At 59.4% G+C, this 24866-nt stretch carries 19 protein-coding genes; 14 read left to right on the forward strand and 5 right to left on the reverse strand.

The genetic code is table 11. The features are described from left to right. Window positions 1-18: 18 nt before the first annotated feature. The 10 genes from FP026_RS27065 to FP026_RS27110 all read left to right on the forward strand — a co-directional run bounded on the left by FP026_RS27065 (window position 19) and on the right by FP026_RS27110 (window position 12612). Window positions 19-1095, forward strand: coding sequence for a BMP family ABC transporter substrate-binding protein (locus FP026_RS27065; protein ID WP_149637657.1), 1077 nt, complete (start codon window positions 19-21; stop codon window positions 1093-1095). A gap of 142 nt (window positions 1096-1237) precedes the next feature. After that, window positions 1238-2200: a galactofuranose ABC transporter, galactofuranose-binding protein YtfQ gene (gene ytfQ, locus FP026_RS27070; protein ID WP_149637658.1), complete on the forward strand. Its 963-nt coding sequence runs from the start codon at window positions 1238-1240 to the stop codon at window positions 2198-2200. 131 nt (window positions 2201-2331) lie between these two features. Continuing rightward, a complete protein-coding gene (ytfR, locus tag FP026_RS27075) occupies window positions 2332-3855 on the forward strand; it encodes a galactofuranose ABC transporter, ATP-binding protein YtfR (RefSeq protein WP_149637659.1) in 1524 nt (507 codons plus the stop codon). Next, a complete protein-coding gene (locus FP026_RS27080; RefSeq protein WP_149637660.1) occupies window positions 3852-4880 on the forward strand; it encodes an ABC transporter permease in 1029 nt (342 codons plus the stop codon). The genes ytfR and FP026_RS27080 overlap by 4 nt, the downstream gene beginning before the upstream one ends. Beyond that, entirely contained in the window at window positions 4877-5845 is a 969-nt protein-coding gene (yjfF, locus tag FP026_RS27085) for a galactofuranose ABC transporter, permease protein YjfF (protein WP_149637661.1), read from the forward strand. Before FP026_RS27080 ends, yjfF begins: the two co-directional genes overlap by 4 nt. A gap of 28 nt (window positions 5846-5873) precedes the next feature. After that, a complete protein-coding gene (locus tag FP026_RS27090) occupies window positions 5874-6608 on the forward strand; it encodes a FadR/GntR family transcriptional regulator (RefSeq protein ID WP_432444157.1) in 735 nt (244 codons plus the stop codon). A gap of 103 nt (window positions 6609-6711) precedes the next feature. Next, entirely contained in the window at window positions 6712-8073 is a 1362-nt protein-coding gene (gene glmU / locus FP026_RS27095; protein ID WP_149637663.1) for a bifunctional UDP-N-acetylglucosamine diphosphorylase/glucosamine-1-phosphate N-acetyltransferase GlmU, read from the forward strand. 114 nt (window positions 8074-8187) lie between these two features. Continuing rightward, window positions 8188-10014, forward strand: a complete 1827-nt coding sequence (gene glmS, locus FP026_RS27100; RefSeq protein WP_149637664.1) for a glutamine--fructose-6-phosphate transaminase (isomerizing) — start codon at window positions 8188-8190, stop codon at window positions 10012-10014. A 176-nt stretch (window positions 10015-10190) separates the two neighbouring features. After that, window positions 10191-10892, forward strand: a complete 702-nt coding sequence (locus tag FP026_RS27105; protein WP_149637665.1) for a DUF502 domain-containing protein — start codon at window positions 10191-10193, stop codon at window positions 10890-10892. Window positions 10893-11127: 235 nt separating this feature from the next. Next, window positions 11128-12612 carry an esterase-like activity of phytase family protein gene (locus FP026_RS27110; protein ID WP_432444158.1) on the forward strand — a complete coding sequence of 495 codons (1485 nt, stop codon included), beginning with the start codon at window positions 11128-11130 and terminating at the stop codon, window positions 12610-12612. Between the two features lie 42 nt (window positions 12613-12654). On the opposite strand, the gene recG is transcribed toward FP026_RS27110, so the two are convergent. Then, complete coding sequence (gene recG / locus FP026_RS27115; protein ID WP_149637667.1) at window positions 12655-14760, reverse strand: ATP-dependent DNA helicase RecG; 2106 nt, start codon at window positions 14758-14760, stop codon at window positions 12655-12657. A 173-nt stretch (window positions 14761-14933) separates the two neighbouring features. Here recG and FP026_RS27120 point away from each other — a divergent pair, with 173 nt between their 5' ends. The 3 genes from FP026_RS27120 to FP026_RS27130 all read left to right on the forward strand — a co-directional run bounded on the left by FP026_RS27120 (window position 14934) and on the right by FP026_RS27130 (window position 19984). Further along, window positions 14934-15248 carry a succinate dehydrogenase assembly factor 2 gene (locus FP026_RS27120; RefSeq protein WP_149637668.1) on the forward strand — a complete coding sequence of 105 codons (315 nt, stop codon included), beginning with the start codon at window positions 14934-14936 and terminating at the stop codon, window positions 15246-15248. Further along, the gene (gene mfd / locus FP026_RS27125; RefSeq protein ID WP_149637669.1) at window positions 15245-18745 is read left to right on the forward strand and encodes a transcription-repair coupling factor; all 3501 of its coding nucleotides are present in this window, start codon (window positions 15245-15247) and stop codon (window positions 18743-18745) included. Before FP026_RS27120 ends, mfd begins: the two co-directional genes overlap by 4 nt. A 447-nt stretch (window positions 18746-19192) precedes the next feature. Further along, window positions 19193-19984 carry a tetratricopeptide repeat protein gene (locus tag FP026_RS27130; protein ID WP_246665468.1) on the forward strand — a complete coding sequence of 264 codons (792 nt, stop codon included), beginning with the start codon at window positions 19193-19195 and terminating at the stop codon, window positions 19982-19984. On the opposite strand, the gene FP026_RS27135 is transcribed toward FP026_RS27130, so the two are convergent. Together FP026_RS27135 and FP026_RS27140 are read right to left on the reverse strand one after the other, a co-directional pair. After that, window positions 19940-20695: a hypothetical protein gene (locus FP026_RS27135; RefSeq protein ID WP_188112699.1), complete on the reverse strand. Its 756-nt coding sequence runs from the start codon at window positions 20693-20695 to the stop codon at window positions 19940-19942. The genes FP026_RS27130 and FP026_RS27135 overlap by 45 nt on opposite strands. Window positions 20696-20851: 156 nt before the next feature. Next, the gene (locus FP026_RS27140; RefSeq protein ID WP_149637672.1) at window positions 20852-21274 is read right to left on the reverse strand and encodes a RidA family protein; all 423 of its coding nucleotides are present in this window, start codon (window positions 21272-21274) and stop codon (window positions 20852-20854) included. Window positions 21275-21444: 170 nt separating this feature from the next. Between FP026_RS27140 and FP026_RS27145 the strand changes: the two genes are divergently transcribed. Next, window positions 21445-22032, forward strand: a complete 588-nt coding sequence (locus FP026_RS27145; protein WP_149637673.1) for a TetR/AcrR family transcriptional regulator — start codon at window positions 21445-21447, stop codon at window positions 22030-22032. Window positions 22033-22135: 103 nt separating this feature from the next. Here FP026_RS27145 and FP026_RS27150 read toward each other — a convergent pair whose 3' ends face one another. Beyond that, complete coding sequence (locus FP026_RS27150; protein ID WP_149637674.1) at window positions 22136-22807, reverse strand: DsbA family oxidoreductase; 672 nt, start codon at window positions 22805-22807, stop codon at window positions 22136-22138. 92 nt (window positions 22808-22899) lie between these two features. Further along, on the reverse strand, window positions 22900-24711 hold the full coding sequence (locus FP026_RS27155; RefSeq protein WP_149637675.1) for an extracellular solute-binding protein: 1812 nt from the start codon (window positions 24709-24711) through the stop codon (window positions 22900-22902). Window positions 24712-24866: the final 155 nt, after the last annotated feature.

Raw genomic sequence — 24866 nt, forward strand, 5'->3', positions numbered from 1 at the left:
AAACCAACAGGGGTAACCATGAAGAAACTAGCACTCGCCCTCGCCACGACAGCCGCCGCCATCGTCGGCTTTGCGGCCGCTGCTGAAGCGGCGCCGACCAAGGTCTGCTTCGTCTATGTCGGCTCGCATACGGATGGCGGTTATTCGCAGGCGCACGATCTCGGCCGTCAGCAGATCCAGAAGGAATTCGGCAACAAGATCGAGACGCCCTATCTCGAAAACGTGCCGGAAGGCCCGGATGCCGAGCGCGCCATCGAGCGTCTTGCCCGTTCTGGCTGCTCGCTGATCTTCTCCACCTCGTTCGGCTTCATGGACGCGACCGTCAAGGTTGCCGCCAAGTTCCCGAAGGTGAAGTTCGAGCATGCGACCGGGTTCAAGAGTGGCCCGAATCTCGCGACCTACAACTCGCGCTTCTATGAAGGCCGCTATATCCTCGGCCAGATCGCCGCCAAGACATCGAAGAATCATGGTGCCGCCTACATCGCTTCCTTCCCGATTCCGGAAGTGGTGATGGGTATCAACTCCTTCGAACAGGGCGCCCGTTCGATCGATCCGAGCTTCAAGCTGAAGGTGGTATGGGTCAACACCTGGTTCGACCCGGGCAAGGAAGCCGATGCCGCCAAGGCCATGGTCGACCAAGGTGTCGATATCCTGACGCAGCACACCGATACGACGGCGCCGATGCAGGTGGCTGAAGAGCGCGGCATCCATGCTTTCGGTCAGGCTTCCGACATGATCAAGGCTGGCCCGAAGGCGCAGTTGACCGCCATCGTCGACACCTGGGGCAACTACTACTCCAAGCGCGTTCATGCGCTGCTCGATGGCACGTGGAAGTCCGAACAGAGCTGGGACGGCCTGAAGGACGGCATCCTGAAGATGGGCGACTATACGAACATGCCTGACGACGTGAAGAAGATGGCTCAGGAAACCGAAGCCAAGATCAAGTCGGGCGAGCTTGCTCCCTTCACCGGCCCCATCAACAAACAGGACGGTACGCCCTGGCTGAAGGCCGGCGAAAAGGCCGATGACGGCACGCTGCTCGGCATGAACTTCTACATTGAAGGCGTGGACGACAAGCTGCCGGCTTCCAAGTAATCGCGACCAAATAGGTAAAGTTGAAAAAGGGCGTCTCCAGCGCCCTTTTTTGTTGCGTTGCATCATCGAATGTCGATTTACAAAAGTATTACTATATGATTTTTTGACCGTGGCCTCAGGAGATGGCCTTTGGGAGATAATCATGAAATTTAAGACCGCACTCGTTAGTGCTACGATTCTCGCTGCCTGCATGTTCACATCGGCATCGGCTAAAGACCTGGTCGTCGGATTCTCGCAAATCGGTTCGGAGTCTGGTTGGCGTGCGGCCGAAACGACCCTGACGAAGCAGGAAGCCAAGAAGCGCGGCATCGATCTGAAGTTCGCCGATGCGCAGCAGAAGCAGGAAAACCAGATCAAGGCGATCCGGTCCTTCATCGCGCAGGGCGTCGATGCGATCCTGCTGGCACCGGTCGTCGAGACCGGCTGGGATGCTGTCCTGAAGGAAGCCAAGGAAGCCAAGATCCCGGTCATTCTGCTTGACCGCACGGTTGCTGCACCGAAGGACCTTTATCTGACAGCTGTCACGTCCGACCTGGTTCATGAAGGCAAGGTCGCCGGTGAATGGCTCGTAAAGACGGTCGGCGACAAGAAGTGCAATATCGTCGAGTTGCAGGGCACGACCGGCTCCTCGCCGGCCATCGCCCGCAAGAAGGGCTTCGAGGAAGGCATCAAGGGTCACGACAACCTGAAGATCGTTCGCAGCCAGACCGGCGATTTCACCCGCGCCAAGGGCAAGGAAGTCATGGAAAGCTTCCTGAAGGCTGAAAACGGCGGTAAGGATATCTGCGCGCTTTACGCCCATAACGACGATATGGCCGTCGGCGCTATTCAGGCGATCAAGGAAGCTGGCCTGAAGCCGGGCAAGGACATCCTGACCGTGTCGATCGATTCGGTTCCGGATCTCTTCAAGGCCATGGCTGCCGGTGAGGCGAACGCAACCGTTGAGCTGACGCCGAACATGGCTGGTCCTGCCTTCGACGCGCTCGATGCCTATTTGAAGACAAAGAAAGAGCCGCCGAAGTGGATCCAGACGGAATCCAAGCTCTATACCCAGGCGGATGATCCGCAGAAGGTCTACGAGCAGAAGAAGGACCTCGGCTACTAAGACGAAAGCCCATCGCACCGGATCGGCAATGTCGCGCCGGTGCGATATCTTGTGCAAGATGCCGGCGCACCCACGGAATGCGCCGGCTATCGCTTTCGCAATTTGATTCATTCCAAGGAAATTCGCGCTTCATGGCTCACGACGTAGAGCGACTTCTGACGGCGACAGGTTTTTGTAAATATTTCCCCGGTTCGACCGCTCTCGATCATGTCGATTTCACATTGATGCGCGGCGAGGTCCATGCGCTTCTCGGCGAGAACGGTGCCGGAAAATCGACCCTGATCAAATGCATGACCGGCGCCTATCGCCGCGATGCGGGTACTCTGGTGCTCGATGGGGCCGAGATCGATCCGCATGATACGCTTGCCGCTCAGAAGCTCGGTATCGGAACCGTCTACCAGGAAGTGAACCTGCTGCCCAATCTGAGCGTCGCGGAAAACTTGTTTCTGGGCCGCCAGCCGCGGCGGTTCGGGATGGTCAGCGGCCGCGTCATGAATAAGATGGCCAGAGATCTGCTGTCACAATATGGCCTGGATATCGATGTCAGCCGCCAGCTCGATCGCTTTTCGGTCGCCATTCAGCAGGTGATCGCCATCGCCCGCGCGGTCGATCTTTCCGGCAAGGTCCTCATTCTCGATGAGCCCACTGCGAGCCTGGATACGCATGAAGTCGAGATGCTGTTCGGCATCGTCAAGCGATTGAAACAGCGCGGGCTGGGAATTGTCTTCATCACGCATTTCCTAGAGCAGGTTTACGAAATCTGCGATCGTATTACCGTTCTCCGCAACGGCCGGCTGGTCGGCACGCGCGATGCGAACGGTCTTCCGCGGCAGACTCTGATCGCCATGATGCTTGGCCGCGAACTCGCCGAGACGGAAAGTACGATAAAGCAGAGCGAGACGGAAAGCGGCCCTGTCAGATATCACTTCACGAATTTCGGCAAGCGCGGCAAGATCAAGCCTTTCGACATGGAGGTGCGCGTCGGCGAAGTTGTGGGCATTGCGGGCCTGCTTGGCTCAGGGCGGACGGAGACCGCCGAAGTGCTCTTTGGCGTCGAGCGCGCCGACAGCGGCGAGGCGAAGATCGAAGGCAAGACTATTACGCTTTCCAGTCCGCGTGCGGCGATCAAGAGTGGCTTCGGCTTTTGCCCGGAAGACCGCAAGACCGATGGGATCATCGGTGATCTCTCGATACGCGAAAATATCGTCATGGCGCTGCAGGCAAGGCGGGGCTGGGCAAGGCCCTTGCCGCGCAGCGAGCAGAACGCCATCGCCGATCGCTACATCAAGGCGCTGGATATCCGCACGACCGACCGCGAAAAGCCGATCAGGCTCCTTTCAGGCGGTAACCAGCAGAAGGCAATCCTTGCGCGATGGCTGGCGACCAATCCGAGCTTCCTCATCCTGGATGAGCCGACGCGCGGCATCGATGTCGGTGCCCATGCGGAAATCATCCGCTTGATCGAGGATCTTTGCCGGCAGGGAATGTCCCTGGTGGTCATTTCATCCGAACTTGAGGAGCTTGTCGCCTATAGTTCGCGCGTCATCGTCCTGCGTGACCGCGAACATATTGCCGAGTTGGCCGGAAGTGAGATCACGGCCGGAAATATCGTCGAGGCCATCGCCACGGCTCAAAAGACGCGGGAGGACGCATGAGCTCGCCAATCAAAACCTCCTTGCTTCGGCTGATGCCTCAGCTCATTGCACTCGCGGTTATTCTTCTCTTGAATTTCATAATGTTCCCGCATTTCTTTCATCTGGAAGTTCAGAATGGAAGACTCTACGGAAGCTTGATAGACGTACTCAATCGTGGTGCGCCGGTAGCGCTGCTCGCCATCGGCATGACGCTGGTCATCGCCACGAAAGGCATCGATCTGTCCGTCGGCGCGGTCATTGCGATTTGCGGTGCCGTTGCGGCATCCTCGATCGTTGCCGGCTACTCGCTTTCCTATACGCTGATGTCGACGATCGGCGTCGGGCTGGCATGTGGGCTCTGGAACGGTTTCCTCGTCGCCGTACTCGATATCCAGCCGATCATCGCAACGCTGGTGCTGATGGTGGCAGGCCGCGGCATCGCGCAATTGATCACTGAGGGCGCGATCCTCACCTTCAACAATGACGGACTTATCTTTCTTGGCAGCGGCTCGTTCGTTGCCCTGCCGATGCCGGTGGTGATTTGGCTTGTCGCTGCTCTTTTGGTGATCGCTTTGGTCCGGCGGACGGCTCTCGGAATGTTGGTCGAAGCCATCGGCATCAATCGCCGGGCAAGCACCTTGTCCGGTATCCGGACCCCGGTTCTGTTGATTGCGGTTTACGCATTGAGCGGCCTTTGTGCCTCCATCGCGGGTATCATCGTTACGGCCGACATCAAGGGTGCGGACGCCAATAATGCCGGTCTGTGGCTTGAGCTGGATGCGATCCTTGCGGTCGTGGTTGGCGGCAATTCGCTGCTCGGCGGTCGTTTCAGCATCGTCGGTTCGCTGATCGGCGCAATGATCATTCAATCGGTCAATACAGGCATCCTGCTCTCCGGCTTTCCGCCGGAATTCAACCTGGTGATCAAGGCGATTATCGTTATCGTCATTCTGGTCATCCAGTCTCCGGCGGTTCAATCCGCCACGTCATTCTTCTGGCGTCGCCGAGACGAGGGGCAGATGGTGCAAAAGGAGCAGGCAAAGTGAATTCGAAATATCTTCCGCTGCTTGCGACGATCCTCATCTTCATTCTGGCCTATATCGCCTGCGTGACGCAGTATCCGAATATGCTGTCGACGCGGGTGGTGGGCAACCTGTTGACCGATAACGCATTTTTAGGAATTGCCGCCGTAGGCATGACCTTCGTCATCATCTCGGGCGGCATCGATCTGTCCATCGGCTCGATCATTGCCTTTACCGGTGTTTTCCTGGCCGTCATTCTGCGCGATACGGCGATCCATCCGTTGATCGCATTCGTTCTTGCTCTTGTCATCACGACGATTTTTGGCGCCGGCATGGGTGCCATCATTCACTATCTCAGCATGCCGCCTTTCATCGTGACGCTGGCCGGCATGTTTCTGGCGCGGGGCTTCGCCTTCGTGCTGTCCATCGACAGCATTCCGATCGAACACGATTTTTATTCGCAACTGAACGATCTCTGTTGGCTGATGCCCGGTGGCGGCCGGCTGACGCTGATCGGCGGCCTCATGTTGCTCGTCTTCGCCGGCGGCGTCGTCCTGGCTCACCGCACCCGTTTCGGCGCCAATGTCTATGCTTTGGGCGGCGGCGTGCCGACGGCCCAACTCATGGGCGTTCCTGTCGGCCGTACGACGATCCGGATCTACGCTTTGTCGGGCTTTCTCGCTGGTCTATCCGGAATCGTTTTTTCGATTTATACATCGGCTGGATATTCGCTTGCCACAGTTGGCGTTGAGCTTGACGCCATCGCTGCCGTGGTCATAGGCGGAACACTGCTGACGGGAGGAGCGGGGTTCGTCGGGGGGACACTCATCGGAATTCTCATACAGGGCCTGATTCAGACCTACATCACCTTCGATGGAACGCTTTCCAGCTGGTGGACGAAGATATTGATCGGCTTATTGCTGTTTGCATTTATTCTGATGCAGAAGAGCCTTCTGCTGCTTTCCCGTTTCAATCGACGGTACGTCTGAGGGAAGGACAGAATGCTTGCGCAGCCGAATGCTTGATACCAGAAAACCCGAGAGAAAGACGCGAACGAGCCATGCCCAGGTCGTCGACGATCTTGGCAAGGCGATCGTGTCAGGCGCTTTTCCGATCGGTAGCATTCTTCCTGGCGATGGCGAGCTTCTGCAGCGTTTCAAGGTATCCCGTACCGTTCTGCGCGAGAGCATGAAGACCCTTGCGGCAAAGGGACTGGTCGTGCCCCGTGCGCGAGTCGGCACTCGCGTCACCGAGAGAATTCATTGGAACATGTTCGATAATGAAGTCCTTAACTGGCACTTCGAGAGCGGGGTCAACAAGGAGTTCCTTCTCCACCTCTATGATATACGCATGGCGTTCGAGCCCTTCGCCGCCAGCCTGGTAGCGGAGCGGGCCAGCCGCGAGGACATTGATCTCCTGCGTCGGCTCGCAGCCTCCATGGCTGCTCCACATCATACGTCGGACAGCCTGGCCGTTGCCGACCTGCATTTCCATCTGGCAATCACCGAAGCGTCGCAGAACCCGTTCATGCGCTCGCTCGGCGGGCTCATCGAGGCGGCATTGGTCGGCATGTTCCGCATGAGCGCGCCTCCCTCCAGCAATGGCTTCGCCAACATTGCCGACACGCATATGGCGATCGTCGATGCCATCGCAGCACGGAACGGCCCGGCCGCGCATAAGGCCATGGAGTTTGTTATCATCGATGGACGTCAGCACGTCCTCGAAGGTTTTGCCGCTCTTGCCCAGGCCTGACGCCTGTCTTTAATTTCGCCGTAGTTCGCCGCTCGACTAGTTGCTATGAGAGGGACTGTGCCCGTCTGCGGGCAACGCCTGATCGTATATCTCGGAGCCCGAAATGGAACGTACCTGCCTCGCCATCATCCTCGCCGCCGGCGACAGTACCCGTATGAAATCGTCGATGTCGAAGGTTCTGCATCCGATTGCCGGTCGCCCGATGATCGCGCACGTGATGGAGGCGATCGCCAAGACGGATATTTCGGCGGCGGCGCTGGTTGTCGGGCGCAATGCCGATGAGGTGAGTGCCGCAGCGTCAATCGGCGGCATCGCGGTCGAATCCTATCTGCAGAAGGAGCGCCTCGGCACCGGTCACGCCGTGCTGGCGGCGCGCGAAGCGATTGCCAGGGGATACGACGATATTCTCGTTGCCTACGGCGATGTGCCCCTACTGACCGACGCGCCGCTTCGCGCCGCCCGCCAGGGGCTGGCCGAAGGCAATGATGTCGTCGTCATCGGCTTTCACACGGACAATCCGAATGCCTATGGCAGGTTGCTGGTCAAGGATGGCGAATTGATTGCGATCCGCGAAGCAAAGGACGCAACGGACGCCGAGCTTGCGGTGACCTGGTGCAATAGCGGCCTGATGGCGATCAACGGCCGCAAGGCGCTCGATCTGCTCGACCGCATCGGCAACGATAATGCCAAGGGCGAATACTACCTCACCGATCTCGTCGAGATCGCCCGTTCGCTGGGCGGCCGCGCCGTGGCCGTCGATGCGCCCGAAGTCGAGATGACAGGCTGCAACAACCGCGCCGAACTCGCCTTCATCGAGCGTCTCTGGCAGGAGCGGCGCCGGCATGAGCTGATGCTGTCCGGCGTCACCATGATTGCGCCAGAGACCGTGTTTTTGGCCTACGATACCGTTATCGGCCAGGATGCGTTGATCGAGCCGAATGTCGTGTTCGGCCCGGGTGCGTTCATCGAAGGCGGCGCGATCGTCCACGCCTTCTCGCATATAGAGGGCGCGCATGTCAGCGCGGGTGCTACCGTCGGGCCATTTGCAAGGCTGCGCCCTGGTGCGGACCTCGCTCGCGGCGCAAAGGTCGGCAATTTCTGCGAGGTCAAGAACGGCAAGATCGGTGAGGGCGCCAAGGTCAATCATCTGACCTATATCGGCGACGCGACGATCGGCGCTGCCAGCAACATTGGTGCCGGCACGATCACCTGCAACTATGACGGGGTGAACAAATACGAGACCCATATCGGCGCCAATGCCTTCGTCGGGTCCAACTCCGCGCTGGTCGCGCCCATTCGCATCGGAGACGGCGCCTATATTGCTTCCGGCAGCGTCATCACGGATGATGTTCCGGCTGAAGCCTTGGCCTTCGGCCGTGCACGCCAGGAAATCAAGCCGGAACGTGCCAAGGCCTTGCGCGAGCGGGCGCTCGCCGTCAAGGCAGCGAAGAAGAGCGATCGCTAAATCTTTGGGCCGCGGGCGTAACGGTCCGAAATCGAAAGTGACCGTTACGGCATTGAGAAAATTGCAGGAATGATTAGGACTCGCCCTCATATTTGAGGCCAGACGGAGAGTTGTATGTGCGGCATTGTTGGGATCGTCGGAACGAAGCCTGTAGCGGACCGCTTGGTGGACGCGCTGCGGCGCCTCGAATACCGCGGTTATGATTCAGCCGGCGTCGCGACGATCCATGACGGCGTGATGGATCGCCGCCGCACGGAAGGAAAGCTCTTCAATCTGGAGAAGCGGCTGGAGACGGATCCTCTGCCCGGTACGACAGGCATTGCCCATACGCGCTGGGCAACGCACGGCGTTCCGAACGAGACCAATGCCCACCCGCATTTCGTGGAAGGCGTTGCCGTCGTCCATAACGGCATCATCGAAAACTTCTCCGAACTGCGCGAGGAGCTGAAGGCCGAAGGCAAGGTATTTGCTTCGCAGACGGACACGGAAGTGGTTGCACACCTGCTCGCTAACCATATCCGCGAAGGTCTCGAGCCACGCGCCGCAATGCTGAAGATGCTGAACCGCGTAACCGGTGCCTATGCATTGGCCGTGATGTTTGAGAACGATCCCGACACGCTGATAGCGGCGCGTTCTGGCCCGCCGCTTGCCGTGGGTTACGGCAAGGGCGAGATGTTCCTCGGCTCGGATGCAATCGCGCTTGCGCCCTTCACCAACGAGATCAGTTATCTCGTCGACGGCGACTGCGCGATCGTCACCCATGCCGGCGCGACCATTCTCGATTTCAACGGAAATGAGGTGAGCAGGCCGCGGCAGATTTCGCAGGCAACCGCCTATGTGGTCGACAAGGGCAACCATCGTCACTTCATGGAGAAGGAGATCTACGAACAGCCGGAGGTCATCTCCCACGCGCTGAGCCACTACGTGGATTTTGCCAGCCATCGCGTTCGCCCAGGCGCATCGGCAATCGATTTCGGCAGCGTCTCCGGCCTGGCGATCTCCGCTTGCGGCACGGCCTATCTTGCCGGCCTGATCGGCAAATACTGGTTCGAGCGCTATGCGCGCTTGCCGGTCGAAATCGACGTCGCCTCCGAATTCCGTTATCGCGAAATGCCATTATTGCCATCGCAGGCGGCGTTGTTCATCTCGCAATCCGGCGAGACGGCCGATACGCTGGCCTCGCTGCGCTATTGCCGGGATCACGGCCTCAAAATCGGTGCGGTCGTCAACGTCAAGGAATCGACCATTGCGCGCGAGTCCGATGCCGTGTTTCCGATCATGGCCGGTCCCGAGATCGGCGTTGCCTCGACGAAAGCCTTCACCTGCCAGCTTGCGGTTCTTGCTTCGCTGGCGATCGGCGCGGGTGTCGCTCGCGGTACGGTCAGCGCTGCCGATGAACAGGAGATGGTGCGGCATCTCGTCGAGATGCCGCGCATCATGGCCAATGTCCTGAATATCATCCAGCCGCAGATGGAAAGCCTGGCGCGCGAGATATCGAAGTTCAAGGATGTGCTCTATCTCGGTCGCGGCACCAGCTTCCCGCTCGCCATGGAAGGCGCGCTGAAGCTGAAGGAAATCTCCTACATCCACGCCGAGGGATATGCGGCTGGCGAACTGAAACACGGTCCTATTGCCCTGATCGACGAGAACATGCCCGTTATCGTCATCGCGCCGCATGACCGCTTCTTCGACAAGACCGTTTCCAACATGCAGGAAGTGGCGGCGCGTGGCGGTCGGATCATCTTCATCACGGATGAAGCCGGAGCTGCCGCCTCGACATTGCCGACAATGGCGACGATTACGCTGCCGGTCGTCGATGAGATCATTGCACCGATCATCTTCTCGCTGCCGATTCAGCTGCTTGCCTATCATACCGCCGTCTTCATGGGGACGGATGTCGATCAGCCGCGCAACCTCGCCAAATCGGTGACGGTGGAATAGGTTTTTCCGCCGGCCTTCCTTCGCGGTCACGTCGTCGTGAGCCGGCACCTGTTCGGCGCGGAGACGTGACTGGCTGGTTGTATGCCGACCCGATTTCTGGCAGTCTTTCCAAAGGAGACGTGGGGGAGGATTTGCCGGTCGGCGGTAGGCGACCGAACGGAGTTTTCGAGCGGCGAATGACTGAGAAGCTCATCAAAATGTCCGTGACCACGCGGATCAGAAACAACTTCCTGGCCGGCCTGATTATCTGCGCTCCGATTGCCATTACGCTCTGGCTGACCTGGTCCGTCGTCCATTGGGCCGACAGCTGGGTCCGTCCCTATATTCCCGCGCGCTACGACCCTGAAAGTTATCTCAATTTTGCTGTTCCCGGCACCGGCCTGCTGATCGCGATGATCTTCATTACGCTGGTCGGTTTTCTTGCCAAGAACCTGATCGGGCAGAGCATCGTCCGTGTCGGCGAGTCGATCGTCAATCGCGTGCCTCTGGTGCGGACCATCTACAAGAGCGTCAAGCAGATCTTCGAAACCGTGCTGAAGGAGCAGGGTTCGTCGTTCAAAAAGGTGGGGCTGATCGAGTATCCGAGCCCCGGTCTCTGGTCGATGGTGTTCATATCGACGGATGCCAAGGGCGAGATTGCTTCGAAATTCAATGCCATGGGTCAGGACATGGTAGCGGTCTTCCTGCCGCCGACTCCCGTACCTACGGCCGGATTCCTTGTTTTTGTTCCGCGCGAAAAGATCACGGTGCTCGATATGAGCCCGGAGGATGGCGCCAAGCTCCTGATATCAGGCGGCCTGGTTTCGCCCGAATACAAGGAAGAGCTGGTCGCGGCGAAGGGGCTGCCCAGGCCCGTTCCGATGAAGTCGCTGACTTAACACTCCCGTTCCTGTCGTAGGTCTCCTGATTTCGCGTATCGCGCGAACTGTCATGTCCCTATCATATTGACGCCTTAGATCGTCGTACGGGATAGGCAGTCGGATGCATCTCATCATCGAACGTTCGGAGTTTCGGCCCCGGGCTGTTGTTCTTCGACGCGGCTTGAGAGTGGGTCGCGGATGGATCTCATTGTCGCCATACGTATTTTCACCGGAGGATATTGTCTTGAAATATATGCGTTCCAAGAGCTTGCCGCTGTTGTCGGCTGTGCTTGCCACATTTGTTTTTTCCGCGCCAGTCGCGGCGCTTGCGGATAGTTCCATCGCGGTCCAGGGCGTGACGCTCGTCAACAAGGGACGTGTCGCGGTTGGCCGCATCCCGGCCAACCTGCGTGACAAATTCGGCGAGACCTTCGGCTCCGGCTCGGGCATGTCGATCGATACGAAGAGCTGGGTTCGCAATGCTGACGGCACATATAAGGGCTCGCTGTGGCTGCTGCCGGACCGTGGCTACAACGTCGCGGGAACGACGGATTATCGCGCACGTCTCAACACGATCGAGGTCACTCTGGCCCCTGTTGCGCCCGGCGCAACCCCGCCAGCCGGTAAGGAGCAATCGGGCGTCGATGCCAAGTTGATCGACACCATGCTTTTGAAAGACGACAAGGGCGCCGACACCACCGGTCTCGATCCGGTCAATGGCACTCGCCCTGCGGAAGGCAGCATGCCGCTGCTGCCCGCTGCTCCGAACGGCAAGATCTCGCTCGATACCGAAGCCGTTGCGCGTCTGCCTGACGGCACCATGTTCATCAGCGACGAATATGGCCCCTATATCTACCGCTTCGCCGCCGATGGCCGCATGATGTCCGCTACCCCTCCGCCGGCGGCCCTGCTGCCGATGCGCAATGGCGCCGTCAACTTCGCTTCCAATAACCCCGGTCCCGGCGAATCCGCTCCGGATCCGAAGGATCCGACCAGTGGCCGCCAGAACAACCAGGGCCTGGAAGGCATGTCCTTGACGCCGGACGGCAAGTTCCTGATTGCCGTGCTGCAATCCGCAACGCGCCAGGATGGCGGCGATTCCAGCTCCACGCGCGAGAACACCCGTGCGCTGGTCTATGATGCCGTCGATCCGGCAAATCTGAAGCTGGTTCATGAATATGTCGTGCCGCTGCCGGTCTTTACAAATGAGAAGGGCAAGACGGCCGTTGCAGCCCAGAGCGAAATCTATGCGCTCTCGCCGCAGACCTTCCTGATGCTGGCGCGTGACAGCAACAATGGCTATGGCGTGAAAGGCGACAAGTCGCTCTATCGCAGCGTCGTTGCTGTCGATGTCTCCACCGCCACCGATATTGCGGGCAAGTTCGATGCCGACAAGCCGGTCGCACCCAAGGGCGTTCTTGACGCCTCGGTAAAGCCGGCAACGGTCAGTCAGTTCATCGACATCAACGACAGCGCCGATCTCGCTCGCTTCGGCCTCCATAACGGCGCGCCGAACGACCGCAACAACCTTTCGGAAAAGTGGGAGGCCATGTCGCTTGTCAGCGTTCAGGATCCGAAGCTGCCGGATGATTACTTCCTGTTCGTCGCCAACGACAACGACTTCCTGACCCAGGATGGTTTCCAGGTCGGCGCCGCCTACAAGGGCGACGGCGGAGGCGATGTCGACACCATGTTCCAGGTGTTCCAGGTCACCATTCCCGGCCTCGCTACCAAGTAATGCTCTTAAACCGGGATGGACGCGGCAGACGCGTCCATCCGCTCATCCGGCCCGCAGGAACCGGATCGCCTCGTCGCGGCGGAAGAGATAGAGCAGCGTCCGAACTGCCATGCCGCGCTCGCCCGTCAGCTCTGGGTCGCGCTCGATGAGATAGACGGCATCCTTGCGGGCGATTTCCAGAAGATCGGCATGGGCCTCGAGGCTGGCGATGCGGAAGCCCGGCGTGCCGGACTGACGCGTGCCGAGAAGCTCGCCTTCGCCGCGCAGCTTCAAGTCTTCTTCGGCAATCCGGAAGCCGTCTTCGGTCTCCCGCATGATCGATAGCCGCGCATGCCCGGTTTCGCCGAGCGGTCCCTTATAGAGCAGGATACAGGTCGAGGCCTCGTCACCGCGACCGACGCGTCCGCGCAGCTGGTGCAGCTGTGCCAGGCCGAAACGTTCCGCATGTTCGATGACCATGATCGTCGCGTCCGGTACGTCGACGCCCACTTCGACGACGGTCGTGGCGACCAGCAGGCGGATCTCGCCATTTTTGAAGGCCATCATGACGGCATCTTTTTCCGGGCCGCCCATGCGGCCATGGATAAGGCCGATGCCGGGGCCGAGCGCCTTGGTCAATGTGTCATGACGTTCCTCGACCGACATTAGATCGGATTCTTCGGATTCCTCCACAAGTGGGCATATCCAATAGGCTTTTTTACCCTCTGACAGCGCACTTTTCAGCCGGCCCACTATATCGCCGGTTCGCTCGTTCGGAATAGTGATCGTCTGGATCGGCTTGCGGCCCGCCGGTTTCTCGGTGAGCTTGGACACGTCCATATCGCCGAAGGCGGCGAGCACCAGCGTCCGTGGGATCGGCGTTGCGGTCATGACGAGCATATGCGGCGAGATGCCCTTCGCAGTCAGGCGTAGGCGCTGGTGAACGCCGAAGCGATGCTGCTCGTCGACGACAGCCAGCATGAGGTTGGCATAGGCGACGCTGTCTTGGAAAAGAGCATGCGTGCCGATGATGATCTGCGCCTCGCCGGAGGCGATGCGCTCGAGGATCGCATCTCGCTCTCGCCCCTTGGTGCGACCTGTGAGAACTTCGACGGAAAGATTTGCATTTGCTGCGAATTTCGAGATCGTAGTGTGATGCTGCCGGGCAAGAATTTCGGTCGGTGCCATCAGCACGGCCTGGCCGCCGCTTTCGATGACGGCGGCGATCGCCATTAGCGCAACCAGCGTCTTGCCCGCGCCGACATCGCCCTGCAGCAAGCGGAGCATGCGCTCGGTGCCTGCCATATCCTTGAGAATATCGGCAACCGCGTCGCGCTGACTGTTCGTCATAGAGAAGGGCAGGGTTTCCAGTATCTTACCGCTGATTTCTCCAGTAGCATGCACCGGCTTTCCTGCCACCTTGCGCAGCCTTTGGCGAACCAGTGAGAGCGACAATTGCCCCGCCAGGAATTCGTCATAGGCAAGCCGGCGGCGGGCTGGTGCCTGCGGATCGATATCGGCAGCGTCTCTCGGCGCATGCAGCATATGGAAACTGTCGGATATCGAGGGGAAACCCTGCTTCTGGGCAAGGGCAAGGTCATCCCATTCGGGCAGTTGCGGAATGCGCGGAAGTGCGGCCTCGATGGTCTTGCGCAGGAATTTCGGCGCGAGCCCGGCGGTCAACGGATAGACCGGTTCGACCAGTGGCAGGTTTTCCGCCTCGCTCTCGCGCATGATATAGTCCGGATGCACCATGGACGGCCGGCCGTTGAACCAGTCGACCTTGCCGCTGACGGTGACGGTTTCATCGATCGGCAGCTGCTTTTCGAGCCATTGCGCCTTGCCGCGGAAGAAGACCAGCGCAAGCTCGCCTGTTTCGTCATGCAGATAGACGCGATAGGGAACGTTGCTGCGCGGATTGGGCGGCGGCTGATGGCGATCGACGCGGCCGGTAATGGTGACGATGGCGCCCTGCGGCGCGCGGGCGATACCCGGCTGTTCGCGCCGGTCGATGATCGAATGCGGCGCGTGGAAAATAAGGTCGATGACGCGGCAATCGTCGATCGTCTCCCGGTCGAGCAGTTTCACCAGCAGCTCGGATACCTTCGGCCCGACGCCGGGCAGCGAAGAGATGGAGGCAAACAGCGGGTCGAGGATAGCGGGACGCATGGCGGGCAAAATGCGACGGGCAGGGCGCGTTTGGCAAGGGGTCGCGCCACGCACGGCGTCTTTGAGGCCATCACTCCCCCGAAAATTGCGCTTCCGGCGCTTTTTTCTGAAAAACCGGTTCCCACCTTTCAATGCTGGTTTTATAGAGACGCATCAACATAAAGGTGTTTTTGATGACTGGGCTTACCCTCAGCAGTGCCGATCTCGATCCTCGTCGTCGGCGCATCCTTTTCCGCTGTTGGCATCGCGGCATCCGCGAGATGGATCTCGTCTTCGGCCAGTTTGCCGACAACGAGCTGCCGGGCCTTGCCGAGGCAGACCTCGATGAGCTCGAGCGCATTATGGCCGAGGAGGACAATGATCTCCTCAAGTGGATACTCGGTAGCCTGCCGATACCGCAGCATCTGCAGACGCCGCTGTTTGAGCGCCTCGCGTCCTATAAGCCCGATTTCGAAGAGATCGCCGAAAGGTTTGGTTTAACGAAATGATCCCCGGTTTCGATGCGAAGAAGCTGCTCGCCGCCAGCGAGCCGATGACGATCGGTCATGTTCCGGCCGGCCTGGAGCCGTTCCTGATTGCCGAAATGGCAAAGGCCGGCCAGCCGGTCGCCTATGTCATGTCCGACGGCCAGCACATGGCCGATGTCGAACAGATGCTCGGCTTTATCGCGCCCGAAATTCCGGTACTTACCTTGCCGGCCTGGGATTGTCTTCCCTATGACCGCGTTTCCCCGAGCTCCGACACCTCGGCCCGGCGCCTCGCGGCCTTGTCCGGCCTCATTGCCCATCATCGCAAGCCGCATGCGGCGGTCGTGTTGGTGACCGTCAACGCCATGCTGCAGAAGGTAGCGCCGCAGGAGATTATCGAGAGCCTGGCCTTTTCTGCCCGGCCGGGTAACCAGGTCCGGATGGACGATATCGCGGCCCGCCTGGAGCGCAACGGCTTCGAGCGCGTGGCGACTGTGCGCGAGGTCGGCGAATATGCCGTGCGCGGCGGCATTCTCGATGTCTTCGTTCCGGGCACGGAAGAGCCGGTGCGCCTGGATTTCTTCGGCGATACGCTGGAAAGCATCCGTAGCTTCGATCCCGCCAGCCAGCGCACGACGGGACAGGTCCGCTCGCTCGATCTCAATCCGATGAGCGAAGTGACCCTGACGCCGGATACGATCAGCCGCTTCCGCAAAAACTATCTCTCCGCCTTCGGTGCGGCCACGCGCGACGATGCGCTCTATCTCGCCGTCTCCGAAGGTCGCCGCTATGCCGGCATGGAACATTGGCTGCCGCTTTTCTACGAGAGACTGGAGACGGTTTTCGACTATCTCAAGGGCTTCCGGCTGGTGACGGATCATACCGTTCGCGAGGCCGCCGAGGAGCGTTCCAAGCTCGTCTTCGACTATTACGACGCTCGCCTGCACTCCGGCCAGCAAGCCAAGGGGCAGATGGCGCAGGGCACGCCCTATAAGCCCGTGACCCCAGGCCAGCTCTATCTCGACGGCAAGGTTTTCGGCAATGCGCTCGATGCCTTCGCCGCTATCCGTATCTCACCCTTCAACGAGCACGAGGGCGAGGCGCGTCGCGTCGTCAGCCTCGATGCCCGCCAGGGACCGCGCTGGGCGCGCTCCGCCACCGAGAGCGCCGACAGTGAGCGCGTCAACGTCTTCGATGCCGTCGTCAAGCATATCGCCGATAAGCGGGCTGCGGGCGGCAAGGTGCTGATTTCGGCCTGGACCGAAGGCTCGCTCGACCGTCTCCTGCAGGTGCTGTCCGAACACGGCCTCGCACGCGTCAAGACGATCGAAGCCTTCAAGGATCTCGGCAGCCTGGCGAAGGGTGAGGCGGCTGCGGCCGTGCTCAGCCTGGAAGCCGGTTTCGAGGCTGGCGATCTCATCGTCATCGGTGAGCAGGATATTCTCGGCGACCGCATGGTGCGCCGCTCGAAGCGTCGCAAGCGTGCTGCCGATTTCATCTCGGAAGTGGCGGGCCTGGACGAAGGTTCGATCGTCGTTCACGCCGAGCACGGTATCGGTCGCTTCGTTGGGCTCAGAACCATCGAGGCCGCCGGCGCACCGCATGCCTGCCTCGAGCTGCAGTATGCCGACGATGCCAAGCTGTTCCTGCCGGTCGAAAACATCGATCTCCTGTCGCGCTATGGCAGCGAGGGCACCGAAGCGCAGCTCGACAAGCTCGGCGGCGGCGCCTGGCAGATGCGCAAAGCCAAGCTCAAGAAGCGCCTGCTCGATATGGCCGGCGCCTTGATCCGGGTCGCGGCCGAACGCCTGACGCGCCATGCGCCGGTGCTCAGTACGCCGGATGGTCTCTATGACGAATTCGCCGCGCGCTTCCCCTATGACGAGACCGACGACCAGATGAACGCCATCGAGGCGGTGCGCGAGGATCTCGGCGCCGGCCGGCCGATGGACCGCCTCGTCTGCGGCGACGTCGGCTTCGGCAAGACCGAAGTGGCCCTGCGTGCAGCCTTTGTCGCTGCCATGAATGGCGTGCAGGTCGCCGTCGTCGTGCCGACGACGCTGCTTTCGCGCCAGCATTTCAAGACCTTCTCCGAGCGCTTCCGCGGTTTGCCGATCCGCATACAGCAGGCATCTCGTCTGGTCGGTTCCAAGGAACTGGCGCTTACCAAGAAGGAAGTTGCCGAGGGCAAGACCGATATCGTCGTCGGTACCCACGCGCTCCTCGGCGCCGGCATCCAGTTCGCCAATCTCGGCCTGCTCGTCATCGACGAGGAGCAGCATTTCGGCGTCAAGCACAAGGAGCGCCTGAAGGAGCTGAAGAGCGACGTACATGTGCTGACGCTGTCGGCGACGCCGATCCCGCGCACCTTGCAGCTGGCGATGACGGGCGTGCGCGAGCTCTCGCTTATCACAACGCCGCCGGTCGACCGCATGGCGGTGCGTACCTTCATCTCGCCCTTCGATTCGCTTGTGATCCGCGAAACGTTGATGCGCGAGCATTATCGCGGCGGTCAGAGCTTTTATGTCTGCCCGCGCCTGGCCGATCTCGCCGATATCCATGCCTTCCTGCAGTCGGATGTACCGGAGCTGAAGGTGGCGGTCGCCCATGGCCAGATGCCGGCCGGCGAGCTGGAAGATATCATGAACGCGTTCTACGAGGGCCGTTATGATGTGCTGCTCTCCACCACCATCGTCGAATCCGGCCTTGACGTGCCGACGGCGAACACGCTGATCGTCCATCGTGCCGACATGTTCGGTTTGGCCCAGCTCTATCAGCTCCGTGGCCGCGTCGGTCGCTCCAAGGTCCGTGCCTTTGCGCTCTTCACGCTGCCTGTCAACAAGGTGCTGACGACGACGGCGGAGCGCCGGCTCAAGGTGCTGCAGTCGCTGGATACGCTCGGCGCCGGCTTCCAGCTTGCCAGCCACGACCTCGATATCCGCGGCGCCGGCAATCTGCTCGGCGAGGAACAGTCGGGCCATATCAAGGAAGTCGGCTTCGAGCTCTACCAGCAGATGCTCGAGGAGGCCGTCGCCGAGGTCAAGGGCGTCGACGAGATCCAGGATACCGGCTGGTCGCCGCAGATCTCCGTCGGCACGCCGGTCATGATCCCCGATGATTACGTGCCTGACCTGCATCTGCGCATGGCGCTCTATCGCCGCCTCGGCGAGATTACCGAAATCAAGGAGATCGATGGTTTCGGTGCAGAAATGATCGACCGCTTCGGCCCCTTACCGATCGAGGTGCAGCACCTCCTCAAGATCGTCTACATCAAGTCGCTTTGCCGCATCGCCAATGTCGAGAAGCTGGACGCCGGCCCGAAGGGCGTCGTCGTGCAGTTCCGCAACAAGGAATTCCCGAACCCGGCCAACCTCGTCGGCTATATCGCCAAGCAGGGCACCATGGCAAAGATCCGTCCCGACCACAGCGTCTTCCTGACCCGCGATCTTCCCACGCCGGAAAAGCGGCTGCAGGGGGCGGCAGTTGTCATGACGCAGCTGGCGGAGCTGGCTAAGTAGGGAAGCGTCTCTCAGCCGGTCGGTGGTATTCGGCGACCGCTTTCGACGGCACGATCCAAGGCCGCCTTCGGCTCTAAGCGGCCGTCGTGGATACGATCTCCGAAGTACGCTATGCGCCAGAATCGGACATCGGTCGAGAGGCGACCGATGTCCGGCCCGGGGCCGCTTCCGGACCGTCGGGTTGTGGCGCGATTACCCCAATAGCTGTCAATTGGGATAGACACGGTAGCTCTATCAATCAACCTTCGCTTGCCTCTCGGCTTTGCTTGATAGGATCACAGCTATTCGTGAAAATCCTGAGAAATGGCACTGCCCGTAAGCTCTTCTTAAACCAGATTTGAAGCAGCCGAAGCGATTTATCCGCTCCTGCTTTTTTGATTGCTCCGCTTGAAATTGAAGTACAAAGTTAGGGCACGGCAATAAAAGGGAAGGTGAAGCTTGATCACGGTGGAATTGCAAGTCCGGGAGGTCGTGGCGGCATTCAATTCCGGAAAGCATGCCGACGCGCTGCGACTGTGCCGCAATGCCCTGGACGACAACCCAAATGACGCCGTACTCAATCACCTCCTCGCGGCGGGGAGCTTCGCGGTCCAGGATTTCGTCACGGCGCTGGATTGTGCCGAGGAGAGCCTCAAAGTCAGGTCGGGAAATCCGGCAACATTGTTCCTCGCAGGGCGCGCTGCTCGCGCTCTTGGCCGGCTTGACCTTGCCGAAAGCTATTTCGCTCAGCTTCCAGCCGCCTTTCCGGACGCGCTCGCCGAGCTCGCCAGGACATTTGAACAGAATAGCAAACGCCAGCAGGCAGCTAAGGCCTGGCAGCGGGCATTCGAGATCGATCCATCCTCACGGGAGGCCGCCGCAAGGCTTGGCCGTCTGCTTTGGGAAGCCGGGGATTTCGAAAATGCCCGCGAACGGCTGGAGTTTGCGGTGAAGGCAGATGCACCTCACAGCGCTTGGTTCGACCTCGGCCTCGCGCGTCAAGATTGTGACGATCTTGACGGTGCCGTGGATGCCTTTAAAACGGCGCTCGCGCGTAAGCCGGATGATCCGCAAGCTAAATTCAACCTCGGTAGCGCTCTACAGCAGCTTGGTGATATGGAAGGTGCAATTGGCGCGTACCGGGATGCCTATGCGCTCTCGCCTGCGACGCTGGGCATGATAGCAAATGTGCTGAGTTCTGGACGCAATGGTCTTCTATTCCTCGACAAGGCGGGCCTGCGCTCTTTTCTCTCCAGGTGAGCGGGAACGCTTATCCCTGAATTTCTTGCGATAAATGCCAGGCTCGACCAGAATTTGGCCGACTGTCCGGTCGTAACCGGCGATCTGTTCGCCGTCAAAGCTTTCGCAGACAAGCTCAAGGTCTTCCCGCCGGACGGGAAAGCAATGTGCGACCGGCAACCCTTTGGACAATACGCCCTCGAAATCCGATCTTGTCCAGATTGCCGGGAAATTGATGCCTGCGTCGTGGAATTTGTCGCAATCTACCATTCCGGTCACGGTTCGAAACGGGAGGTCTTCCCGATTGGCAGGATGCGTCGCAAAAAGCGACCACTTTTCCTCAAGCTCAATCGTCCAGAAACTATTGAATTTGATCGCTACCAGTTGGGATGTTCCCTCTTTGGCCAGCGCTGATCCAAGGATTTGTTCAGGCACATGGAAACTCATAGGCGCACGGGGGTGGTTTTTCGCAGCCGGTATTGGCACATCCCAGTCCCAGGAGAATTTTCCAGCTTTTACTGTCACATCGCATGGCAGCAGGATCATGAAGCCATGGGTCATGGCGTCGACAAAAGGCGGGCATTGCTTGACGGTTCGTATGTCACGTCCATGAAATTCCGAAAACGAGGTATTCGGCATCTGGCGAAGCCAATCGGGCAAACAGGACCGCGCCGCCGCTGGTTTCGGCAAATAATCATGCAGATTCGGGTCGCAACGGAAAATGATCTTCATGCGGCTCACAGAACAGCTCAGCGCTTAATACCAATGTCTAACTTTGTCGCCGGACAGTGTTCCCTCAAGCGATTTGGAAATTAGTATGCCTTCTCAAAGACGGCAACAAGCGGAAAGGTGTTCGATGCCGAGATAGCTCCAGTATCCGACATATCCTCATGCGGCCCGGGGCTTGCGAGTCTCTCCAGCGTCTGGAATGCGCGCGATAACCTTGATTTCGAAATCGAAGCCAGCCAGCCAATTGACACCGACAGCCGTCCAGTTCGGATAGGGCGCCTCGCTGAAGATCCGGTTCTTGACGGTCATGATGGTACCGAATTGCTGCTCGGGATCGGTGTGGAACGTGGTGATGTCGACGATGTCGTTGAAAGTGCAGCCCGCACTTTCCAAGGTTGCCTGCAGATTGTCGAAGGCAAGTTGGACTTGACGTTCGAAATCCGGCTCCGGACTTCCATCCGCATGGCTGCCGACCTGGCCGGAGACGAACAACAGATCACCGGAGCGGATAGCGGCGGAATAGCCATGTTCTTCGTAAAGTGCATGTCTGTTCTTCGGAAAAATCGCACTACGTGTCGTCATGATATTTCGCTCTCCATCGCATTAATGTGAAAAGATCGGAGGCGCGCAATCCTGCACGCCCTTTTCAAAAGGCCGCTTTGTTTGATATACGGCGTGTATGTGAAATATCGATATACGCGATGTATGTCAATATTTAAAATACGAAGCGTATGTGAAATATTGAGGATGCTATGGCAAAACGCTTGGAAACAATGGAAGAGAACCGGAACAAGCTTGTTGCCGCCGCACGAAAAGCCTTCGCCGAAAAAGGATTTGCCGCCGCATCGATGGACGAGCTGACCGCGGACGTCGGCCTGACGAGAGGTGCGCTCTATCACAATTTTGGAGACAAACGGGGGTTACTCGCTGCCGTCGTTGATCAGATCGACAATGAGATGGCGTTGCGGGCAAAAGCGATCGGCGAGCAGGCGGGAGACGATTGGCAAGGCCTGCTTGCAGAAGGCGAAGCCTATATCGAAATGGCTCTCGATCCGGAGGTCCAGCGCATCGTTCTGCTTGACGGGCCGGCGGTGCTGGGTGATCCATCGAAATGGCCCAGCCAGAACAGCTGTCTCGCAAGAACGAGGCAGACGGTCTTGAGACTTCTGGAGAACGAAGTCGTCAAGCCGGTTGATGCGGAAGCGGCAGCTCGCCTCCTGTCCGGCGCAGCGCTGAATGCCGCCCTATGGGTTGCCGCCAGTGACAATCCCGCAGAGATCCTGCCCAAGGCGGTAGAGACCTTCCGGGCGATGGCTTCGGGATTGCTGGCAAAGGCCTGATACAGGTGGCCGCCTTGCTGCTGTTATCGGCGATTCGCGACAGCTGACTTGCTCGAGGGGTTTCAAACGGCGCTTGCTTTCCAGCGAAAGCGCCATCGTCAGCTCAATTCATTCCCGCGCGCGCTTCCGTCTTCATCTTGGCAATGTCACGCAAGGCCTCGGCCAGCACATCCGGCGTCTGCGCGCCGCTGACGGCATATTGCTGGTCGAAGATGAAAAAGGGCACGCCGTTGACGCCGATCTTCTGCGCGGCGTCGATTTCGCCGACGATGAGATCGCGGTCCGCATCCGAGGAAAGCAGGGTGGCGATGACGGATCTGTCGAGCCCGGCCTTTTCGGCAATATCGAGCAGTACGGCATGGTCGCCGACATTCCGTCCCTCTTCGAAATTGGCCTTAAAGAGCGCATCGACTACTTTGTCTTGCTTTTCCCGGCTTTCGGTGACGGCCCAGTGGATGAGGCGGTGTGCGTCGAGCGTGTTGGGGCCGATCTTGATGGCGTCGAAATCGAACTTGATGCCAACTTCGCGGCCGAGATCGGTCAGCATCTTGTGCCCCTCAGCGACACGCTCCGCGCCGCCGAGCTTCTGCTCGAGCGCCTTCTTCTGGTCAACGCCCTCTGGCGGATAGTCGGGGTTCAGACGATAGGGCCGCCAGTTGAGGTCGACGCCAACTTCGTCCTGCACTTCGGCGATGGCAAGCTCCAGGCGGGCCTTGCCGAGATAGCACCATGGGCAGACGACGTCCGAGACGATGTCGATCGTAATGCGTTCCATGGTTCTGTCCTTTCGGTTTTAGGGCTATTCCCCTCCATCTAGGCCTTTGTGCCGATGGCTTCAACCGGTTACCGAAAGGGAACCATGCAACGCTACTGTGCCGAGGTGTCCCACCATGCGGGCAGGTAATAGCCATAGAGCGGCAATACGCCGGAATGGGCGATATGGCTGCGCCGTGCCACCCACTGCTGTGCGATATGGTAAAGCGGCGCGATATAATAGCCTGAAATCAATACGCGATCGAAGGAGCGCACGGCGTCGCGGAAATCCTCGGCCGAATGGGCCGTCAGGAAGTGATTGATCAACGTATCGACGTCCGGATCTTCGACCCCGGCAAAGTTCAGGCTTCCCGGCATTTTGGCGGCGGCAGAGCCCCAGCGCGGCACCTGTTCGATGCCTGGCGACAGCGACGACGGATAGGATTTGATGATCACGTCATAATCGTAGTTCGTCGTGCGCAGCTGGTATTGCGAATCGTCGACGGTGCGGATCGTAACGGCAATGCCGAGCAGCGCCAGCGAGCGGCGATAGGCGATGGCAATACGCTCCTGATCCGCATTCTGCGTCATGATCTCGAAGCTGAGCTGCCGCCCAGCACTATCGACCATGCGTTCGCCCTTGATCGTATAGCCGCCCTGCTTCAGGAAATTGACGGCCTTGCGCAGAACCTTGCGGTCGCGGCCGGAGCCATCGCTGACAGGGAGTTTGTAGGTGCCATTAAGAACGTCGGCGTCGATACGATCCTTGATTGGGCCGAGCATCGCGAGCTCGTTGGCACCGGCAGGTACGCCGAAAGAGGACAGATCGGAATTCTGCCAGTAGCTTTCCGTTCGTGTATAGGCGCTGGAAGCCAGATTGCGATTGAACCATTCGAAATCGAAGGCGAGCGTCAGGCCCTTGCGCACATTCTTGTCGGCAAACATCGGCCGGCGCATGTTGAAGACGAAGCCTAGCATGCCGCTCGGCAGCTTCGGCGTAAACGTCTCCTTGACGACGGCGCCGGAGCCGACTGCCGGAAAGTTATAGGCCTGCTGCCAATGCGCGGGACTGCCGTCCGGGTAGATATCGATATCACCCTTCTTGAAGGACTCGAATAAGGTCGTGTCCTGCAGGAAGTAGTTCACCACGATCTGATCGTAATTGTCGACGCCGACCTTCGTCGGAATGTCCTTGCCCCAATAATCGGGATTGCGCTCGAAGGTGATTCGCTGGCCGGGATCGACGCTTTTCACCCGATACGGGCCGGAGCCGACCGGAATACTGAGCGTGGTCCGGTCGAAATTGTCGGGATCGGTCGCATGTTTCGGCAGGATCGGCAGCGACGACGCGATGATGACAGGCGTTTCGCGATTGCCCTTCTCGTTGAATCGGACCATCACGCTACGCTCGCCGACCTTCTCGATCGAGCCGATCGTGTCGAGCCAGGACGAGAAGGGTATGCGTCCCTTCTCACGCAGGAGCTGGAAGGTGAAGACCACGTCGTCAGGCGTCACCGGCTGTCCGTCGGACCATTTGGCGGCGGGATTGAGATTGAACTGGATATAGCTCCTGCTGTCGTCCCATTCGACGGTCTGTGCCAGTAATCCGTAAAGCGTGAAGGGTTCATCACGCGAGCGCAGCATTAGTGGTTCGTAGATAAGGTTGCCGAATTCCGGGTCCCACATGCCGCGCGCCGTGGTGCGCATGCTCTTCAAAATGAAGGGGTTGAGGTTGTCGAAGGTGCCGACGACGCCATAGCTGATGCGCCCGCCCTTTTTCACATCCGGATTGACGTAAGGGAAATGCTTAAAGTCCGCCGGCAGGGCCGGATCTCCATGCGTGGCGATGCCATAGAGCGGCTGAGCCGCGGCGGCGTTGCACAAGGTTGCGAAGAGCAGGAAGGCAGCGATCCGGAGCGCTAGCATGGCATCCTTTCCGGTAAGGGTACGATTCGGCCGAACATTATCATGAGCGTGCCGAATTCAACACGCGACTGCGGAAATCTTAGGACTTGGCGGAAAAGACCAAAGAAAAGCTGGATATCCGTGCCAGTGCGATGTAACAGGGGTGCCGGGTTTCT

It is taken from the genome of Martinezella tropici (genome assembly GCF_008370325.1).
GTDB lineage: Bacteria > Pseudomonadota > Alphaproteobacteria > Rhizobiales > Rhizobiaceae > Rhizobium > Rhizobium tropici_B.

Bases quoted from the DNA above. Each gene is read 5' to 3' on its own strand.
- FP026_RS27065 (WP_149637657.1), top strand. From the start codon at position 19: ATGAAGAAACTAGCACTCGCCCTCGCCACGACAGCCGCCGCCATCGTC.
- ytfQ (WP_149637658.1), top strand. From the start codon at position 1,238: ATGAAATTTAAGACCGCACTCGTTAGTGCTACGATTCTCGCTGCCTGC.
- ytfR (WP_149637659.1), top strand. From the start codon at position 2,332: ATGGCTCACGACGTAGAGCGACTTCTGACGGCGACAGGTTTTTGTAAA.
- FP026_RS27080 (WP_149637660.1), top strand. From the start codon at position 3,852: ATGAGCTCGCCAATCAAAACCTCCTTGCTTCGGCTGATGCCTCAGCTC.
- FP026_RS27090 (WP_432444157.1), top strand. From the start codon at position 5,874: ATGCTTGATACCAGAAAACCCGAGAGAAAGACGCGAACGAGCCATGCC.
- glmU (WP_149637663.1), top strand. From the start codon at position 6,712: ATGGAACGTACCTGCCTCGCCATCATCCTCGCCGCCGGCGACAGTACC.
- glmS (WP_149637664.1), top strand. From the start codon at position 8,188: ATGTGCGGCATTGTTGGGATCGTCGGAACGAAGCCTGTAGCGGACCGC.
- FP026_RS27105 (WP_149637665.1), top strand. From the start codon at position 10,191: ATGACTGAGAAGCTCATCAAAATGTCCGTGACCACGCGGATCAGAAAC.
- FP026_RS27110 (WP_432444158.1), top strand. From the start codon at position 11,128: ATGCGTTCCAAGAGCTTGCCGCTGTTGTCGGCTGTGCTTGCCACATTT.
- recG (WP_149637667.1), bottom strand. From the start codon at position 14,760: ATGCGTCCCGCTATCCTCGACCCGCTGTTTGCCTCCATCTCTTCGCTG.
- FP026_RS27120 (WP_149637668.1), top strand. From the start codon at position 14,934: ATGACTGGGCTTACCCTCAGCAGTGCCGATCTCGATCCTCGTCGTCGG.
- mfd (WP_149637669.1), top strand. From the start codon at position 15,245: ATGATCCCCGGTTTCGATGCGAAGAAGCTGCTCGCCGCCAGCGAGCCG.
- FP026_RS27135 (WP_188112699.1), bottom strand. From the start codon at position 20,695: ATGAAGATCATTTTCCGTTGCGACCCGAATCTGCATGATTATTTGCCG.
- FP026_RS27140 (WP_149637672.1), bottom strand. From the start codon at position 21,274: ATGACGACACGTAGTGCGATTTTTCCGAAGAACAGACATGCACTTTAC.
- FP026_RS27145 (WP_149637673.1), top strand. From the start codon at position 21,445: ATGGCAAAACGCTTGGAAACAATGGAAGAGAACCGGAACAAGCTTGTT.
- FP026_RS27150 (WP_149637674.1), bottom strand. From the start codon at position 22,807: ATGGAACGCATTACGATCGACATCGTCTCGGACGTCGTCTGCCCATGG.
- FP026_RS27155 (WP_149637675.1), bottom strand. From the start codon at position 24,711: ATGCTAGCGCTCCGGATCGCTGCCTTCCTGCTCTTCGCAACCTTGTGC.